Source organism: Pseudomonas paraeruginosa PA7 (assembly GCF_000017205.1).
Taxonomy (GTDB): Bacteria; Pseudomonadota; Gammaproteobacteria; order Pseudomonadales; family Pseudomonadaceae; genus Pseudomonas; species Pseudomonas paraeruginosa.
The window spans coordinates 1,758,363-1,773,890 of sequence record NC_009656.1 but is presented as its reverse complement, the minus strand read 5'-3'; the positions used below and the strand labels follow the sequence as shown (position 1 = coordinate 1,773,890).

Below are 15,528 nucleotides of genomic sequence, written 5' to 3'. Positions count from 1 at the left end.
GGTTCCGCCATGCAACGTCATACCCTCCCCCTGCGCCCTCTGCTCGGCACGCTCCTGCTCGGCCTGCTGCTGGCCGGCTGCGACGCGTCGCGGGACGACGCCACGGCGCTCGGCCCGGTGCCGATCGCCAGCGGCGACGAATGCCACGTCTGCGGCATGCTCATCGAGGAAATGCCCGGTCCCAAGGGCGAGGCGGTGCTTCCCGGCGCGGTGCGCAAGTTCTGCTCCACCGCCGAACTGTTCGGCTGGTGGCTGCAACCGGAAAACCGCCAGGGCCAGGCGCGCCTGTATGTCCACGATATGAGCCAGGCCGACTGGCGGCACCCCGACGACGCCCGCCTGATCGACGCCACCCGCGCCTACTACGTGGTCGGCATCCAGCGGCCGGGCGGCATGGGCGCCACCCTCGCCTCGTTCGCCGACGAAGAGGCCGCGACGCGCCTGGCGGCCGAGGAAGGCGGTCGGGTGCTGCGCTTCGCCGAGATCGGCCAGGCGGTGCTGCAAGGCGTGGGCGGCGACCATCCGCACCAGCACCCGGCGCACTGAGCGGGGGCCGGAAAGCAGAAAGCCCCTGCCGCGGATACGGCAGGGGCTTTCTTCGCCTGGCGCGACGAGGCGCGGCGGAGGCCTACTTCTCGACGAAGGCGCGCTCGATCAGGTAGTCGCCCGGCTCGCCCATGCGCGGCGAGATCTTCAGGCCGAAGCTATCGAGCACGGCGCTGGTCTCTTCCAGCATGCTCGGGCTGCCGCAGATCATCGCACGGTCGTCCTGCGGGTTCATCGGCGGCAGGCCGATGTCCTCGAACAGCTTGCCGCTGCGCATCAGGTCGGTCTGGCGGCCCTGGTTGCGGAACGGCTCGCGGGTCACCAGCGGGTAGTAGATCAGTTTCTCTTTCACCTGGTCGCCGAAGTACTCGTGTTCCGGCAGGACCTTGGTGATGAAGTCGGCGTAGGCCAGTTCGCTGACCCAGCGCACGCCGTGGACCAGGATCACCTTCTCGTAGCGCTCGTAGGTTTCCGGGTCCTGGATCACGCTGAGGAACGGCGCCATGCCGGTGCCGGTGCTGAGCAGGTAGAGGTGCTTGCCGGGCAGCAGGTCGTCATGCACCAGGGTGCCGGTCGGCTTGCGGCTGACCATCAGCTCGTCGCCTTCCTTCAGGTGCTGCAGGCGCGAGGTCAGCGGGCCGTCCGGGACCTTGATGCTGAAGAACTCCAGGTGCTCTTCGTAATTCGGGCTGGCAATGCTGTAGGCGCGCATCAGCGGGCGACCCTCGACTTCCAGGCCGATCATCACGAACTGGCCGGTCTTGAAGCGCAAACCCGGGTTGCGGGTGGTCTTGAAGCTGAACAGGGTGTCGTTCCAGTGGTGCACGCTGAGAACGCGCTCGGTGTACAGATTGCTCATCAAAGACTCCTAGGAAAACGCGGGCCCACACCAACAGCAGCAGACGTGACGCAGTTGCGCGGCATTTTATCGGTTGCCAAAATATCCGCAAAATGAATTGTCTGGATAATGCTTATCCAGAATATGGATATGGGATAACACGATATCGGTCGGCCGCCGGCCGCCGAGGGCTCCCATCGCTCCCGCGGACGGGGCGCAAGGATAACCGAGCCAACCCCGCCGGCGGAACGGCAAAATGTCGCGGGGCCTTTCGCTCTAGACGAGGAAGCCTGGATGAAATTCACCCTCCGCCAGCTCGAGGTGTTCGTCGCCGTGGCCCAGCAGGAGAGCGTCTCCCGCGCCGCCGAGGGGCTGTCGCTGTCGCAGTCGGCGACCAGCACCTCGCTCGGCGAGCTGGAGCGGCAGTTCGACTGCAAGTTGTTCGACCGCGCCGGCAAGCGCCTGACCCTCAATGCCCTCGGCCGCCAGTTGCTGCCGCAGGCGGTGGCGCTGCTCGATCGCGGCGAGGAAATCGAGAACCTGCTCAACGGCAAGACCGCCTTCGGCTCCCTCGACCTCGGCGCCACCCTGACCATCGGCAACTACCTGGCCACGCTGCTGATCGGCGCCTTCATGCAGCGCCAGCCGGACTGCCGGGTACGCCTGCACGTGCACAACACCGCCCAGGTGGTGCAGCAGGTCGCCCACTACGAGCTGGACCTGGGCCTGATCGAGGGCGACTGCCGGCACCCGGACATCGAGGTGCAACCCTGGATGGAGGACGAACTGGTGGTGTTCTGCGCCCCGCAGCATCCGCTGGCGCGCCGCGACGGCGCCGACCTGGAACGGCTGACGCGGGAGGCCTGGATCCTCCGCGAGCAGGGCTCCGGCACCCGCCTGACCTTCGACCAGGCCATGCGTCATCAGCCGCGGCCGCTGAACATCCGCCTGGAGCTGGAGCACACCGAGGCGATCAAGCGTGCCGTGGAGTCCGGCCTGGGCATCGGCTGCATTTCCCGGCTGGCCCTGCGCGACGCCTTCCGCCGCGGCAGCCTGGTGCCAGTGGAGACGCCCGGCCTGGACCTGCGCCGGCAGTTCTACTTCATCTGGCACAAGCAGAAGTACCAGACCGCGACCATGCGCGAGTTCCTCGACCTGTGCCGCAGCGAGACCGCCGGGGTCAGCCGCAGCGACGAGATCGTGCTGCCGCTGATTCCCTGACTCAGTCGGCCAGGGACAGGTTGCCGTCGCGGTACTGGCGGTACGAGGTATAGGGCAGCACGAGGGTGCCGATCACCCCGGACAGCGCGAAGTCGAGGGCCAGCACCTCGAGGATGCCGTCGGCTTGCGCCGGCGCCACCGGCGACCCGGTCTTCACGTTGAGCCGGCAGAAGGTGTAGCTGACCCCGCTGTATACCCGCGGCAGGCTGCTGCAGGCAGTGTTCTGCAGGCGCAGGTCATGCGCGGCGCTGGCGTCACCGCGCGCCAGCGTGTTGACCGAACCGCAGCCGCCGAGCGCGGCGCCCCCCAGAAGCACCAGCAAAGAAAGCCCCGAACGAAACATTCCTTCATCTCCCTCTGCGAACGCCGGCCGAGTATGGCCGGCCTCGCGCCGCTTCACCAACCCTTGACGTTGTCCCAGCGCCAGTTGCGGTACTGGTACAGCAGCGTGCCGAGCAGCGCGTAGGTGGCGGCCATGCCCAGCAGCACCAGGACATGGTCGCTGACCTCGCGCAGCGGCAGGTCCATCTGGTTCATCTCGGCGATGGCGCGGATCGCCCAGGTCGAGGGGATCGCGTCGGCCAGCCAGCGTACCCAGTCCGGCATGGCCTGTTCCGGCCAGCTGTAGCCGGCCATGTAGAACAGCGGCAGGGTGATGAAGGTCATGGTCAGGTACACCGATTCCTCGGTGGGCAGCAGCTCGGCGATGAACTCGCTGAGGGCGATCACCGCGATCAGGAACGGCAGGACGATCCCCAGCAGCATGAAGAACGAGGCCGACTGGCGATAGCCCAGCAGGTGCGGCCAGATCACGTAGAAGAGCATCGCCAGCACGGTCCAGATCAGCAGTTGCGCGCTGTAGCGGCCGAAGCGGGTCGACAGCGGCTGGCGCATGTAGCGCGGGGTGCCGCCGCGCAGCATGATGTTGCCGCGGGTGCAGCCGAGCAGCAGGCTGTGTTGCAGCATCAGCGACAGCAGCCCGGGCAGGACGATGGCGGCGAAGCTGGTGCCGGGGTTGAACAGGTCGGTCAGTTGCCCCACCAGCGGGCTCAGCAGCACTTGCGCCTGGGTCGCGGTGAAGCCTTCGCGCTCCAGCAGCGCGGCGTTGTAGCGGTTGGTCAGCGTGCTGTAGACCGCCGAGATGTCCTGCTGGATCTGCCCATTGGCCATGCGGTTGGTGGCGTCGCCGAAGTACGGGATCACCAGCGCCTCGCCACGCAGCAGGCGCTTCTCGAAATCCACCGGAATCACGATGATCGCGTACAGTTCGCGCCAGGCCAGGTCGCGGCGGGCCTGCGGCAGGCTGTCGTAGCCGACTACCGCGACCTTCGGCGCCGCATCGAGCAGGCGGGTCAGTTCGCGCGACACGCTGCTGTGGTCCTCGTCGACCACCGCCACCGGCAGGTCGAGGGCGGTGTGGTTCAGGTACGGCAGCGAGGTGATGCACACCGAGGCCACCACCATCAGCCACATCGGCTTGGCCAGCATGGCCTTGAGGGTTTCCCGGAGGATCTGCAGGTAGTTCTTCATGTCGGGCTCAGGTCCAGGCGGCTGCGCAGGCGCATCTTGGCGATCATGTAGGCGATCAGCGGGTACAGCGCCAGTTTGGCGCAGGTGTAGAGTGCCGAGCTGGGCGGCGCCTGGCGCAGGAACTGGTCGAACAGGCCGTGCAGGGTATGGGTCAGCGGCTCGGCCTCGGCGATCACCCGCGCCAGGGTCGGCATCGCCAGTTCCGGGATCAGCACCCCGGAGTAGGTCTGGGCGATGCCGATCAGCATGCCCACCAGGGAATAGGCGGTGAAGCGGTTGGCGGTGAAGACGAACAGGATCAGTCCGACGCTCTGCGCGGCGATCACGTAGAACAGCGTGATCATCAGCATCGCCAGCGGGCTGCCGTTGATCCGCGCGCCGGAGAACGCCACCAGTAGGAAGATCTCCAGCATCAGCAGCGCGGTGAACAGCAGCGTGTACGGCGCCAGTTTGCCCAGCAGGCGCACGCCGAGGGCCTTGGCCCGCAGGATATGCGGCGAGGAGGCGCGCAGCTCCGGCGCCTCGCGGGCCAGCACGTGGACCATGGCGACGATCACGAACAACTGCAGCAGGTGCACGATGGCGGCGAACTGCTGGTAGTAGATGTAGTTGCCGCTGGCGTTGAACAGGCTGTCGTAGGACACGCTGATGCTCGCCAGGTGCGGCAGCGCCGCCGGCATCCCGGCCGCCAGGCGCGGGCGCAGCTCGCCGTTGAGACTGGCGACCAGCGCCGAGAAATCCTGGGTGGCGGCGTAGCCAGCCGAATACAGCAGCGCGTTGTAGTACAGCTCGGCCTTCGGCGCGCGCCCGCCGAGCACGTCGGCCTCGAAGTCCGGCGGGATATAGAGCAGGGCATAGGCGTCGGCCCGGCGGATCGCGTCGAGTCCCTCCGGGACGCCGTCGGGAACCAGCAGCACCTGGGCGTGGGAGGTCGCGTCGAGCTCGCGGACCAGCTTGCGCGACAGCTCGCTATGGTCCTTGTCGACCACCGCCACCGGCATGTCCAGCAGGGTGCCGGCCTGGTAGACGCCGCTGATCACGCCGAACAGCAGCAGCGGCCAGCACCAGCCGAGCCAGTGGATGGTCCAGCTGCGGCAGGCGATCCGCGTCTCGGTGTTGAACGCCTGGACGAAACGCCCGGCGTTGCGCTTCAGCGCGGCCCAGCCCATCGCTCAATGGGTCCAGCGCCACAGCGCGCTCATGCCCGGGCGCAGGCCGGGGGTGGGCCGCAGCGGATAGAAGCGGGTCTCGAAGGTCTTCAGGTCGAAGTCGCCGGTGGCGCGGGTCGCGCGCCTGGTCGAGAAATCGCCCAGCGGAGCGATGTAGCGCAGTTCGGTCTCGACCTCTGCGCCACCCAGGCCGGGCACCTGCATGACGATGTGGTCGCCCTTGCGGACCTTGGCCAGGATGTCCTCGCGCAGGTTGAAGACGAAGTAGCTGTCGTCCAGCCGCACCAGGGTCAGCAGTGGACTGTAGGCGTTGATCAGCTCGCCCTGCTCGGCGGGGATCGGCCCGACCTCGCCGTCCACCGGCGCGCGCACCTGCAGGTCATCGGTCTGCGCCTGCAGCTCGGCGATCTGCGCGTCGGCCCGGCGCACCGCGGCCTGCAACGCCTGGCGGCGCTCCTCGCGATCGCCCTTGAGGCCTTCGTCGAGGTTGGCCCGGGCCTCGGCGACGCGATCGCGGGCGACGTCGCGCTCGCGGCGCGCCAGGTCGAACTGGGTGCGCGAGAGAAAGCCGCGCTCGACCATCTGCTGGTTGCGCTGGAAGTCCGCCTCGGCGTTGCGCAGCTCGGCCTCGGCCTGGGCCAGGCTGGCCCTGAGCGCGCGGATGCTCTCTTCGCGGGTGCCGTGGAGCGACTCGTCGAGCTGCGCCTGGGCCTGGTTGCGCGCCGCGTGCAGGGCATCGAGCTGGGCTTCCAGCTCGGGGCTGTCGAGACTGACCAGCAGGTCGCCGCGCTTCACGTCGTCACCACGCCGCACATGCAGGACCTGCACACGGCCCTTGGCCTTGGAGGACACGATGACGTTGGTGGCGTCCGCCTCGCCCTGCAGCAGCAGGGGCGGGTTGTGCAGCCGCAGGTAAAGGGTGATGGCGACGATCGCGAGGATCAGCAGCGGGGTAAAGAGTTTCCATCCCTTCATGGGGCAGGCTTCCTGAATACGACCGGGCGATGGTAGTACATTGCCGGGCCGTTGCGCTGGCCGGTGCGGCGGAGGAAACCCGGCGCCTGCCGGGTCCCGCCGGGGGCGGGGACCGGCGGCATGGAAAATCAGGATTCGCCTTCAGGATCCTCGCTCGCCACCCGCCGCGGCGCGGCCCCTTCGGCCTTCGCCGAGGGGAAGCGCGCCGAGGCGTAGCGCACCACCAGGATCGCCAGGGCGAGCAGGAGCAGCGCCACCGAGACCAGGATGATGCCGTCGTCCGGCGTGTGGTTGTGCTGGATGTCGGCGATCATCAGACGGGTCAGCGCGGTCATCGCCACGTAGATCAGGAAGCGCACCGGCATGTGGTTGGTCTTGAAGTAGATGCCGACCATCGCGCCCAACTCGAGGTAGATGAACAGCAGGAGGATGTCGTCGATCGACGCATGCCCCTTGTCCAGCATCCCCAGGAACGCCGCGCCCGCCGCCCAGAACACCGTGGCGCCGATGGCGAACAGTGCCAGGTAGTGAAAGGCCTCCACCAGCAGGTTGCCCAGGCTCTCCGCCTGGTGGTGCATGCGTGCGCGCAGGCGCTCGGCCCAATTCTGTTTCATAGCGACTCCCGACGAAGACGACGGCCACCTGGCCCGAAGCGTGCAAGGCCCAGGCCAAGGCACGTGCGCAGATAGACGTCCGCACGTCGGCGCAGGGTACAGCCCGGCGGTGACAAAGAACTTTCCGGGCGGCACCCAGTCCCAACCAGCACGACAGCATTCAGGTGGTCCGCCATGACCGACAGCAGCCCTTTCCAGCTCCTCACCGCGGCCTTCCAGGCCGAGTACCGGGTCAACCTCAGCCTGGAGCGGCCGGACGGCAGCATCGTCCTCACCCTCTCCAACGAGCGCGGGGTCGCCGCCAAGCGCCTGATCCGCCCGGCGCAACTGCACGACATGGAGCAATTGCAGCGGATGATCGAGAGCATCCGCTTCGGCATCGCCATCGAAAACGGCACCAGCGCGCCGCAACTGTTGCAGTCGATGACCCAAGGCAAGGCACGCTGGCCGATAGCTATCTGATGGCAGCGGCGACCCGCGCGCGTTCGTCGCCGGCGCCGAAGTAGGCGGCCAGCACCGCCAGGTCGCGGTCTTCCAGCACTCCCGCCAGCTGGCGCAGGCGCAGCCAGGCGTTGAGGTAGGCGTAGCGCGCTTCCGCCAGGTCGCGGCGGGCGCCGTAGAACTGCTGTTCGGCGTCCAGCACATCGCGATTGACCCGCTCCCCGCCGGCGACGCTGCGCCGCGTCGCCGTGACCTGCTCGCGCGCCGCCGCCACCGCCATCTCGTAGGCGCGCACCTTGGCCAGGCTGCTGGCGGTCAGGTCGAACTGGCTGTGCAGGTCATTGATCACGCTGGCCACCTGGGCATCCAGCTCGGCCTGGGCCTGGGCGTACTTGTCGCCGGCCTGGCGGGTCGCCGCCGATACTCGACCGCCCTCGAACAGCGGCAGGCTCAGGCGCAGGCCGATGCTGTCGGTGTCATATTTCTGATCGTAGGTGCTTTCCGAGGCCGAGTGCGTCTTGCTGCTGCTGGCGTAGAGGCTGAGCCTGGGCAGGTGGCCGGCGCGGTTGCGCTCCACCTCGTGGGCCGCCGCCTCCAGCGCATGGCGCTGGGCGCCCAGTTCGGCGTTGCGCTGCAGGGCGACCTCGCGCCAGGCCTCGAAGGTCGCCGGTTGCAGGCGCAGCGCCGGAAAGCGCTCGCGCGGCGCGGCCAGTTCGTCGTTTTCCAGCGCCTGGTCGAGCATCGCTTCCAGCGTGCGCCGGGCGGCGGCGGCGCGGTCGCCGGCGGCGATCTCCTCGGCGCGGGTCAGGCTCAACCGGGCGCGGGTCTCCAGCAGGTCGGTGCGGGTGCCCTCGCCTTCCTCGAAGGCCCGCTGGTTGTACGCCAGCTGGTTTTCCAGGGCGCGCCGCTGGGCCTCGGCCAGGGCCACCTGCTCGCGGGCGAACAGGGTTTCGCTATAGGCGGCGAACAGGCGCACCGCCAGTTCCTGGCTGCGCCCGCGGAACTGTTCGTCGGCGAACAGCGCCTGGGCCTCGCCCTGGCGGTAGCGCGCGTAGGCCTCGTAGTCGAACAGCGGCTGTTCCAGGCTGAGGGTCGAGGCGTAGCTGCGATAGTCGCGCTCGACGCGGGCGTCGCCCTGGCTGACGGTGGAATCGTTGCGCGCCTTGTTGTAGTCGTAGCGCAGGCTCGGCAACAGGCCGGCGCGACCGATGGCGCGGTTCTCGCCGCCGGCGCGGCGCTCGTGGAGCGCCGCCTGGAAGGTCGGGTCGTGGCGCACCGCCAGTTGATAGGCGTCCAGCAGGCCCAACGCCTGGGCCGAGGAGGCCGAAAGCAGGGCGGACAGCAGCAGGCAGGCTCGCAGACGAGTCATTCTTCCCCCAGCGCCAGGTGGGTGCGGTCGGTCAACGGCTTGAACAGGTAGTTCAACAGCGAGCGCTCGCCGCTGCGGACGAAGGCCTCCACCGGCATGCCCGGACGGATCTCCAGACCGGCCAGGCGGCGCACGCCTTCTTCACCGACGCGGATGCGCATCCGGTAGTACGGCGCCTCGGTTCGCTCGTCCACCAGCCGGTCGGCCGAAACCAGGGTCACTTCGCCCGCCACCCGCGGCGTAGTGCTCTGGTTGAAGGCGCTGAACATCAGTTCCACCGGCAGGCCGACGCGGACCTTGTCGACCATTTCCACCGGCAGCCGGGCGTCCACCAGCAGCGGCTGGCGTTCCGGAAGGATTTCCATCAGTTGCTGGCCGGGCGCGATCACGCCGCCCTCGGTGAACACTTCCTGGCCGACCACTAGGCCGGCGACCGGCGCCCGTACCTCGCTGTTGGCCAGGTCGAAGCGCGCGCTGGCCAGGCGGTTGCGCAACTCCTCGGCGCGCACCTGGGCGTCGGCCAGGCTGGCGCGCACCTCTTCCTGGAACTTCTCCCGCCGCTGGGCCATGCGCAGGCGCAGTTCGAGGATCTGCCGGCGGGTACTGCCGAGGCTGCCGAGGTCGCCGGCGATTTCGCCGTTGACCTGGGCCAGCAGGCGTTCGCTGTCGAGCAGGCGGTTGCGCGGCACGTAGCCTTCGCTGGCCAGCTGGCGCAGGCCGCGCAATTGCTCCTCGAGAGCGGCGCGCTGCTGTTCCTTGCTGCGCAGCGCGGCTTGCAGGCCGTCCAGTTGCGCCTGGCTGCCGGCGACCGTCTCGGCGAGGCCATCGAGTTCCAGGCGCAACGCCCGCCGACGGCTGTCGCGCAACTGCCGCTGCTGTTCCAGCAGGGTCGGCAGGCGCGGGTCGTCCACCGCCAGCAGCTCGGCGGGAAACTCGATCCGCGCCTTTTCATCACGCTCGGCGCTCAACCGCGCCAGGCTCGCCAGCGCCGCCAGGTACTGGGCGAACAGGCCATCGGCCTGGGCCCGGGCCTGGGTAGCGTCCATTTCCAGCAGTACCTGCCCCGCCTCCACCCGTTCGCCTTCGTGCACGCGGATATGCCTGACCAGGCCACCAGTGGGATGCTGCACGGCCTTGCGGCTACCGGCCACCATGACCTTGCCGGAGACCCCGACGCCCTTGTCCAGCGGCGCCAACCCGGCCCACAGGAGGAAGCCGACGAAGCCGAGCAGCACCAGCCCCCAGCCAAGCCGGGAAAAACGCTTTTCGTCCAGCTCCGGCGCCAGGCCGCCTGTGCCGACTTCGCGCAACCGCGCCCGCCCGTTCATCGCGTCGCTCCTCCCGGCACACCGCCGACCGGCATGCCCGGTCCCGGCCGGTAGCCGAAACCGAACGCCGGCGTCGGCCGTGCCGGTGCCGCAGCGGCCGACGGCGGCGAGGCGCTGGCGAGCACCTCGGCCGTCGCGCCGAAGCGCTGCAGACGCCCGGCGTGCAGCAGCAACAGCTTGTCGGTCAGCGCCAGCACCGCCGGCTTGTGGGTCACCAGCACCAGACTGCTGCCCTGTCGGCGCATCGCCACGATGGCCTCGGCCAGGGCCGCCTCCCCCGCCTCGTCGAGGCTGGCGTTGGGTTCGTCGAGCACGATCAGCGCCGGCCGCCCGTACAGCGCGCGGGCCAGGCCGATGCGCTGGCGCTGGCCGCCGGAGAGACCGGCGCCGCCGTCGCCCAGGCGCGTGTCGTAGCCCTGCGGCAGGCGCAGCACCAGATCGTGCACGCCGGCCAGGCGCGCCGCCGCCACCACCTTCTCGGCGTCCACCTCGGCGAAGCGCGCGATGTTCTCGGCGATGCTGCCGGCGAACAGCTGCACGTCCTGGGCCAGGTAGCCGATGTGCGGCCCCAGCGCCGCCGCGCTCCACTGCCGCAGGTCGGCGCCGTCCAGGCGCACCGCGCCGGACAACGGCTGCCAGGCGCCCACCAGCAGGCGCGCCAGGGTCGACTTGCCGGAACCGGACGGACCGATCACGCCAAGCGCTTCGCCGGGTTCCAGGGTGAAATCGAGGTCCTGCAGCAGTGCCTGCTCGCGTCCCGGCGCGGCCGCGCAGAGCCGTTCGACGCGCAACGCGCCGCGCGGCGCCGGCAGCGGCATGCCCGCGGCGGCCGGCGGATTCTCTTCGAGCAGCCGCGCCAGACGCTCGTAGGCCTGGCGCGCGCCGCTCCATTGGCGCCAGACGGCGATCAGCTGGTCGATGGGGCTGAGCACGCGCCCCATCAGGATCGAGCCGGCGATCATCATCCCCGGGGTGATCAGGCCTTCCACCGCCAGCCAGGCGCCGAGACCGAGCACCAGCGACTGCAAGGCCAGGCGCACGCCCTTGGAGGTCGCGCCGATCGCCGCGCTGCGCTCGCTGCCGAGGTTCTGCCGGGCAAGGAAGGCCTGGTGCTGGGCGAACCAGCGCGCGCGCATGGCCGGCAACATGCCCAGTGCCGCCAGGGTTTCCGCCTGGCGCAGGTTGGCCGCGGCCTGCTGGGTGGCGAGGATCGACAGTTGCCCGGCCTCGGCCAGCGGTTCGCGCGAGCGGCTTTCGTTGATCCAGGCGAGCAGCACCAGCGACAGCGCCCCGGCCAGGGCGAGCAGGCCGAGCCAGGGGCTGAAGAGGAAGATCACCAGCAGGTAGAGCGGGAACCAGGGCGCGTCGAAGAAGGCGAACAGGGCATTGCCGGTGAGGAACTGGCGCAGGTTGGTCAGGTCGTTCAGCGCCTGCCCGGCGGCCTGTTCGCCGCGCTCCAGGCTGGCGCGGAAGGAAGCGTCGTAGATACGCTGGTTGAGTTGCATGTCGAGCTGGCCGCCGAGGCGGATCACCACCAGGCTGCGCACCCACTCCAGGGCGCCGAGCAGCAGATAGAGGCCGAGCACCATGAGGGTCAGCATCAGCAGGGTCATCTCGTTGCCGGAGCCAAGCACCCGGTCGTAGACCTGCAGCATGTACAGCGAGGGCGCCAGCATCAGCAGGTTGATCACCGCGGTGAACAGCGCGACGCTGCGCAGCGCCGGGCGGAAGCGGCCGAGGGTGGCGAGGATTTCATTGCGCGGCGAGGCCGGCCGGAGCTTCATCGGGTTCGGGTCCTGTGGCTGTCCGGATCGCGAGCGCGCCCGGAGGACGTTGCGGCAGTCTCCGCTTGCCGTCGGCGGCCGGCGGAGGAACAATCCTGGTCCGCCGTCGCCACGGGTTCGAAGCGAGGCGACGGCGGCATCCTGCGCCGGAGAGGAGCGCCAACTCCTCTCCGGCCTTTCTCGGAACCTGTCCACGAGCGAGTCGCGGACGCTTCCTCAGGCCGCCAGGGCCAGGTCCTGCGGCAGCTCCTGCACACCGACCAGGCCGACGTCCGCCGCGGCAGCCGCCGGGGTGGCATGGGCGACACCGGCCGCGGCCAACTGGTCGAAGGTGGAGTTGATCGACAGGCTCGGGTCGACCGCCTTCAGCAGCGCGTCGATCTGCCCCTGCAGGGCGCTGCTGTCGCCGCTCATCAGGCCGTAGACCACCTTGTGCACAGTGCCGTCGCGGCCCTGGGCGATCGGTGAATCCAGGCCCAGGTTGCCGAAGCTCACCTCCTGGCTGTCCAGGGCGTAGCCACCGCTGGAAGCGCCGCCGGTCAGGGTGTCGCCGAGGGCGATGCTGTCCAGCTTGCCCCACAGGGTGTGGCTGGGGTTGCTGAACAGGGTGTAGTGGAGGTCGCCGCCGGCGATGAAGGCCGCGTCGCTGGCGGTGCTCTTCAGCGCGTACTGGCTGCCGTCGAACGGACCGGGGTTGAAGCCGCCGGTATTGGCGCCGTCCACCACCTGGCCGGGACGATGGTTGACGTCGCCGAAGTAGGCCGACCAGTCCGCCAGGTAGTCCGCCACGGTCCAGCCGCTGTAGGTGGTGCTGTAGGAAATCGAAATGCTCATGCCAAAACTCCAATTCAACGAGTGATGAATGCCGGAGCGCACGGATGTCCGCTCCGGTTTTGCCCTTCACTGGGCAAAACGGGGTCAGAACTGGTATTCGAGGGTGCCTTGCAGGGTCCGCCCGCGGCCGAGGGTGAAGGCCAGCACGTCGCCCAGCGGCACCAGGTAGGCGCGGTCGGTGACGTTCTCCATGGCCAGGCGCAGGGTCAGCTCGTCGCTCACCCGGTAGCTGCCGTACAGGTCGTAGACGGTGTATTCCTTCCAGTCGGCCGGGTACACGCCGGTCTGCGAGACCGTCGGCGCGCCACCGCCGGAAACCGAATAGCCCTCGCTGTAGCGGGCCCGTGCGCCGACATCCAGCCTGCGGTCGAAGAAGCGCATGCCCAGGGTCAGCGAGCCGCGGTCCATCGGCATGTGTTCGGCGGAACCGAGCACCGCGCTGCAATGGGTGGCGGCGTTGGCCTGCTCGTCCGGACGCATGTCGATCACCGGCGCGCGGCGACCGCTGCCTTTCACCGTCTGGGTGACACCGCCGAGCCAGGCGGTCTTCGAGCAGAAGTCGTTGCTGCCGATCATGTGCGTGTAGGAGAACTGCCCGTAGGCCAGCCCGGCGTCGTAGTCGAGCTGGTACTCGACGCCACGGAAGCGCGTGGTGTCGAGGTTGTTGACGTAGGCGCTGTTGCCGATCCCGGCCATGCCGTAGCCCGGCGGCTGCATGCCCATGCCCATGAAGATGAAGTCGTCGACCCGGGTGTCGAAGTAGGCGACCTTCAGGCCCAGGCGGTCGTCGCTGAACCAGAGGTTTTCCTTCAGCACGTTGAAGCCGACTTCCCAGGCCTTCGAGCGCTCCGGACCGAGGAACGGGTTGGGATACATGTTTTCCGCGCCGCCGCCATGGGGGCGGCCGGTGATCAGGCTCTCGGTCACCGCCGGCGGGCGCCAGCCCTTGCCGTAGGTGGCGAACAGCTGCAACCAGTCGACACCGGGCCTGACCGACAGGCCGAAGGTCGGCGAGAAGCGCCCCTCCTCGCGGTCGACGGCGTATTGCAGCGGCATGTCGGTCTGCCGGGTGGTGCCGAGGATGAAGGTGCGCGCGTTGAAGCCGGTGTCGCCGCGCAGGCGGTAGCGGTCGTAACGCAGCCCGGCGTTGAGGTTGAGCCAGTCGTCGTAGTCGTAGTCGAGACGGGCGAACAGGCTGCCGAGGGCGCGGTCGCCCTTTGGGGTCATGCCTTCGGCCGCGGGAAAGCCGACCGCCGAGCTGCTCGCCCGCGGCTGGCTGGAGTCCGGCCGCACCTTGTCGTAGAAGAATTCCAGGCCGTAGTTGGCGCGCAGCGTGGAGAGATCGCCGAGGGCGAAGCTCGAGGTGTTCTGCGCCTGCACGCCGTAGGTGTCGGTCTGGTAGGTGATCGAGTAGCCGGGGGTGATACCGCGTTGCAGGGTCTGCTGCCGGTTGCGATTGTCGACGTAGTAGAGCTTGGCCCTGAAGTCCACCAGCGGGTTGTCCGGCGCGTAGCTGTAGTCGATGGCGAAATTCTGCGCGCGCACATCGCTGCTGCCGAGCTTTTCCCAGAGCGCCTGGTTCCCGGTGTCGAGCATGTTGGCGTCGTCATAGGACACCTGGGTGGTCAGGTAGCTGAACTGCAGGCGCTGGTCCTGCGGCAGGGCGACGCCGAGCTTGGCCAGTCGCGAGCGCATCACGTAGCCGGAGTAGGCCACCGGCGTATGCTTGACCCGCTGCCCGGCCTCGGGATTGAACCAGGCGCCGGTGCGCAGTTCGCCGATGCTGCCCTTGGTTCCCGGGTCGTAGTCGCCCAGGTGGCGTTCGCTGGCGGCGACCAGCATGTCCCAGGCGTCGGTACCGATGGCGAAGGCCGCGCTGCCGATGAAGTGGGTGCCGTTGGCATCGCCGCCCAGGCCGCTGGTGACACGTATCCGCCCACCGACCTGCTTGCCCGGCTTGACCAGGTCGCGGGCTTCCAGGGTGCGGAAATTGGCGATCCCGCCGATCACCCCGGCGCCACCCATGGCCGAGCTGGCGCCCTTGTCGATGACCACCTCGCTGAGCAGTTCGGGATCGACGTAGAGCGTCCCGTTGCGCTGCTGGTGGCCGCTCTGCTGGTAGTTCTGGCGCATGCCGTCGACCGACATGTTGACCCGCCCGTAGTCCTGGATGCCACGGATGTTCACCGACAGGCCGGGGTCCTGCTGGCTCACCGAGGAGTACACCCCGGGGGTTTCCTCGAGCATGTCGGCGGCATGCCGCGGCGGGTTGCGCTCGATCTGCTCGCGGCCGATCACGCCCACCGAGTGCGGCGTCTGGTAGACCCAGTCATCCGGACGCGCGGCGGAGATCACCGAGGGCGACATCCGCACCAGGTCGTCCTGGCTGACGCGGATCAGGCTCAATTGGTCCTTGCCGGAAAAGCGGTATTCCACCGGGCTGCCCTGGAGCATCTGGCTCAGGCCGTCGGCCAGCACGTATTCGCCGTGCACCGCCGCGCTGCCGAGACCGGCGAAACGCTGGCTGTCGAAGAACACCTGGACCCCGGCCTGCTCGGCGAATTGCAGCAGGGCGCGGTTCAGCGCTTGTGCCGGGATGTCCAGCCGGACCCGGCGCAGCGCGGTCTGCTGTTGGCTAGCCGCATCCGCCCCGTCTTGCGCATGCAGGGGTAGCGCGGCGGTTCCCAGCAGGGCCAGACCCAGTCCCAGGGCCAGTTGCGCCCCCCTGCGACCGCCTCGCACGGCACTCCATCCACGATGCTTCATGACAGCGCCTACACTCCATCGTTTATGTAATAAGAATCAGTCTCGTTAAGAGAACGATGGAGGCAGGGAAAGTCAGTAACGGAAATCGAGAAAATTTTTCGCCCGCGGGATCG

Annotated in this window: 14 protein-coding genes; 3 read left to right on the top strand and 11 right to left on the bottom strand. The window is 68.7% G+C overall.

Annotation, left to right across the window (positions count from 1 at the left end):
• Positions 1-9 precede the first annotated feature (9 nt).
• A complete protein-coding gene (locus PSPA7_RS08285) occupies positions 10-546 on the top strand; it encodes a nitrous oxide reductase accessory protein NosL (protein ID WP_012074858.1) in 537 nt (178 codons plus the stop codon).
• Between the two features lie 82 nt (positions 547-628).
• Here the strand turns inward: PSPA7_RS08285 and fpr are convergent, their stop codons facing one another.
• A complete protein-coding gene (gene fpr / locus PSPA7_RS08280) occupies positions 629-1,405 on the bottom strand; it encodes a ferredoxin-NADP reductase (RefSeq protein WP_003157318.1) in 777 nt (258 codons plus the stop codon).
• 273 nt (positions 1,406-1,678) lie between these two features.
• Here fpr and PSPA7_RS08275 point away from each other — a divergent pair, with 273 nt between their 5' ends.
• On the top strand, positions 1,679-2,605 hold the full coding sequence (locus PSPA7_RS08275) for a LysR family transcriptional regulator (RefSeq protein WP_012074857.1): 927 nt from the start codon (positions 1,679-1,681) through the stop codon (positions 2,603-2,605).
• Position 2,606: 1 nt separating this feature from the next.
• Here PSPA7_RS08275 and PSPA7_RS08270 read toward each other — a convergent pair whose 3' ends face one another.
• From PSPA7_RS08270 to PSPA7_RS08250, 5 genes are all read right to left on the bottom strand, one after another.
• Positions 2,607-2,948 (bottom strand): YceK/YidQ family lipoprotein, encoded by a 342-nt coding sequence (locus tag PSPA7_RS08270; RefSeq protein ID WP_012074856.1) that lies wholly within the window; start codon positions 2,946-2,948, stop codon positions 2,607-2,609.
• 53 nt (positions 2,949-3,001) lie between these two features.
• Entirely contained in the window at positions 3,002-4,135 is a 1,134-nt protein-coding gene (locus PSPA7_RS08265) for an ABC transporter permease (protein WP_012074855.1), read from the bottom strand.
• Positions 4,132-5,304, bottom strand: a complete 1,173-nt coding sequence (locus PSPA7_RS08260; RefSeq protein ID WP_003157320.1) for an ABC transporter permease — start codon at positions 5,302-5,304, stop codon at positions 4,132-4,134. Before PSPA7_RS08260 ends, PSPA7_RS08265 begins: the two co-directional genes overlap by 4 nt.
• Before the next feature lie 3 nt (positions 5,305-5,307).
• Entirely contained in the window at positions 5,308-6,279 is a 972-nt protein-coding gene (locus PSPA7_RS08255; RefSeq protein ID WP_003157321.1) for an HlyD family secretion protein, read from the bottom strand.
• Positions 6,280-6,407: 128 nt separating this feature from the next.
• Positions 6,408-6,893: a phosphate-starvation-inducible protein PsiE gene (locus PSPA7_RS08250; RefSeq protein ID WP_003157323.1), complete on the bottom strand. Its 486-nt coding sequence runs from the start codon at positions 6,891-6,893 to the stop codon at positions 6,408-6,410.
• A gap of 174 nt (positions 6,894-7,067) precedes the next feature.
• Between PSPA7_RS08250 and PSPA7_RS08245 the strand changes: the two genes are divergently transcribed.
• Positions 7,068-7,355, top strand: a complete 288-nt coding sequence (locus PSPA7_RS08245; protein ID WP_003157324.1) for a DUF3509 domain-containing protein — start codon at positions 7,068-7,070, stop codon at positions 7,353-7,355.
• Here the strand turns inward: PSPA7_RS08245 and PSPA7_RS08240 are convergent.
• The 5 genes from PSPA7_RS08240 to hasR form a co-directional block, all read right to left on the bottom strand.
• The gene (locus tag PSPA7_RS08240; RefSeq protein WP_012074854.1) at positions 7,348-8,703 is read right to left on the bottom strand and encodes a TolC family outer membrane protein; all 1,356 of its coding nucleotides are present in this window, start codon (positions 8,701-8,703) and stop codon (positions 7,348-7,350) included. The two genes, PSPA7_RS08245 and PSPA7_RS08240, sit on opposite strands and share 8 nt — an antisense overlap.
• Positions 8,700-10,031, bottom strand: coding sequence for an HlyD family type I secretion periplasmic adaptor subunit (locus PSPA7_RS08235; RefSeq protein WP_012074853.1), 1,332 nt, complete (start codon positions 10,029-10,031; stop codon positions 8,700-8,702). Before PSPA7_RS08235 ends, PSPA7_RS08240 begins: the two co-directional genes overlap by 4 nt.
• Complete coding sequence (locus PSPA7_RS08230) at positions 10,028-11,815, bottom strand: type I secretion system permease/ATPase (RefSeq protein ID WP_012074852.1); 1,788 nt, start codon at positions 11,813-11,815, stop codon at positions 10,028-10,030. The genes PSPA7_RS08235 and PSPA7_RS08230 overlap by 4 nt, the downstream gene beginning before the upstream one ends.
• A 216-nt stretch (positions 11,816-12,031) precedes the next feature.
• Positions 12,032-12,649, bottom strand: a complete 618-nt coding sequence (hasA, locus tag PSPA7_RS08225; RefSeq protein WP_003153113.1) for a heme acquisition protein HasA — start codon at positions 12,647-12,649, stop codon at positions 12,032-12,034.
• An 84-nt stretch (positions 12,650-12,733) separates the two neighbouring features.
• Complete coding sequence (gene hasR / locus PSPA7_RS08220) at positions 12,734-15,415, bottom strand: heme uptake receptor HasR (RefSeq protein WP_079262160.1); 2,682 nt, start codon at positions 15,413-15,415, stop codon at positions 12,734-12,736.
• Positions 15,416-15,528 lie beyond the last annotated feature (113 nt).

Coding starts and splice junctions, on each gene's coding strand:
- PSPA7_RS08255 (WP_003157321.1), bottom strand. CDS start 6,279: ATGAAGGGATGGAAACTCTTTACCCCGCTGCTGATCCTCGCGATCGTC.
- PSPA7_RS08260 (WP_003157320.1), bottom strand. CDS start 5,304: ATGGGCTGGGCCGCGCTGAAGCGCAACGCCGGGCGTTTCGTCCAGGCG.
- PSPA7_RS08285 (WP_012074858.1), top strand. CDS start 10: ATGCAACGTCATACCCTCCCCCTGCGCCCTCTGCTCGGCACGCTCCTG.
- PSPA7_RS08250 (WP_003157323.1), bottom strand. CDS start 6,893: ATGAAACAGAATTGGGCCGAGCGCCTGCGCGCACGCATGCACCACCAG.
- PSPA7_RS08265 (WP_012074855.1), bottom strand. CDS start 4,135: ATGAAGAACTACCTGCAGATCCTCCGGGAAACCCTCAAGGCCATGCTG.
- PSPA7_RS08270 (WP_012074856.1), bottom strand. CDS start 2,948: ATGTTTCGTTCGGGGCTTTCTTTGCTGGTGCTTCTGGGGGGCGCCGCG.
- hasA (WP_003153113.1), bottom strand. CDS start 12,649: ATGAGCATTTCGATTTCCTACAGCACCACCTACAGCGGCTGGACCGTG.
- PSPA7_RS08245 (WP_003157324.1), top strand. CDS start 7,068: ATGACCGACAGCAGCCCTTTCCAGCTCCTCACCGCGGCCTTCCAGGCC.
- hasR (WP_079262160.1), bottom strand. CDS start 15,415: ATGAAGCATCGTGGATGGAGTGCCGTGCGAGGCGGTCGCAGGGGGGCG.
- PSPA7_RS08230 (WP_012074852.1), bottom strand. CDS start 11,815: ATGAAGCTCCGGCCGGCCTCGCCGCGCAATGAAATCCTCGCCACCCTC.
- fpr (WP_003157318.1), bottom strand. CDS start 1,405: ATGAGCAATCTGTACACCGAGCGCGTTCTCAGCGTGCACCACTGGAAC.
- PSPA7_RS08275 (WP_012074857.1), top strand. CDS start 1,679: ATGAAATTCACCCTCCGCCAGCTCGAGGTGTTCGTCGCCGTGGCCCAG.
- PSPA7_RS08235 (WP_012074853.1), bottom strand. CDS start 10,031: ATGAACGGGCGGGCGCGGTTGCGCGAAGTCGGCACAGGCGGCCTGGCG.
- PSPA7_RS08240 (WP_012074854.1), bottom strand. CDS start 8,703: ATGACTCGTCTGCGAGCCTGCCTGCTGCTGTCCGCCCTGCTTTCGGCC.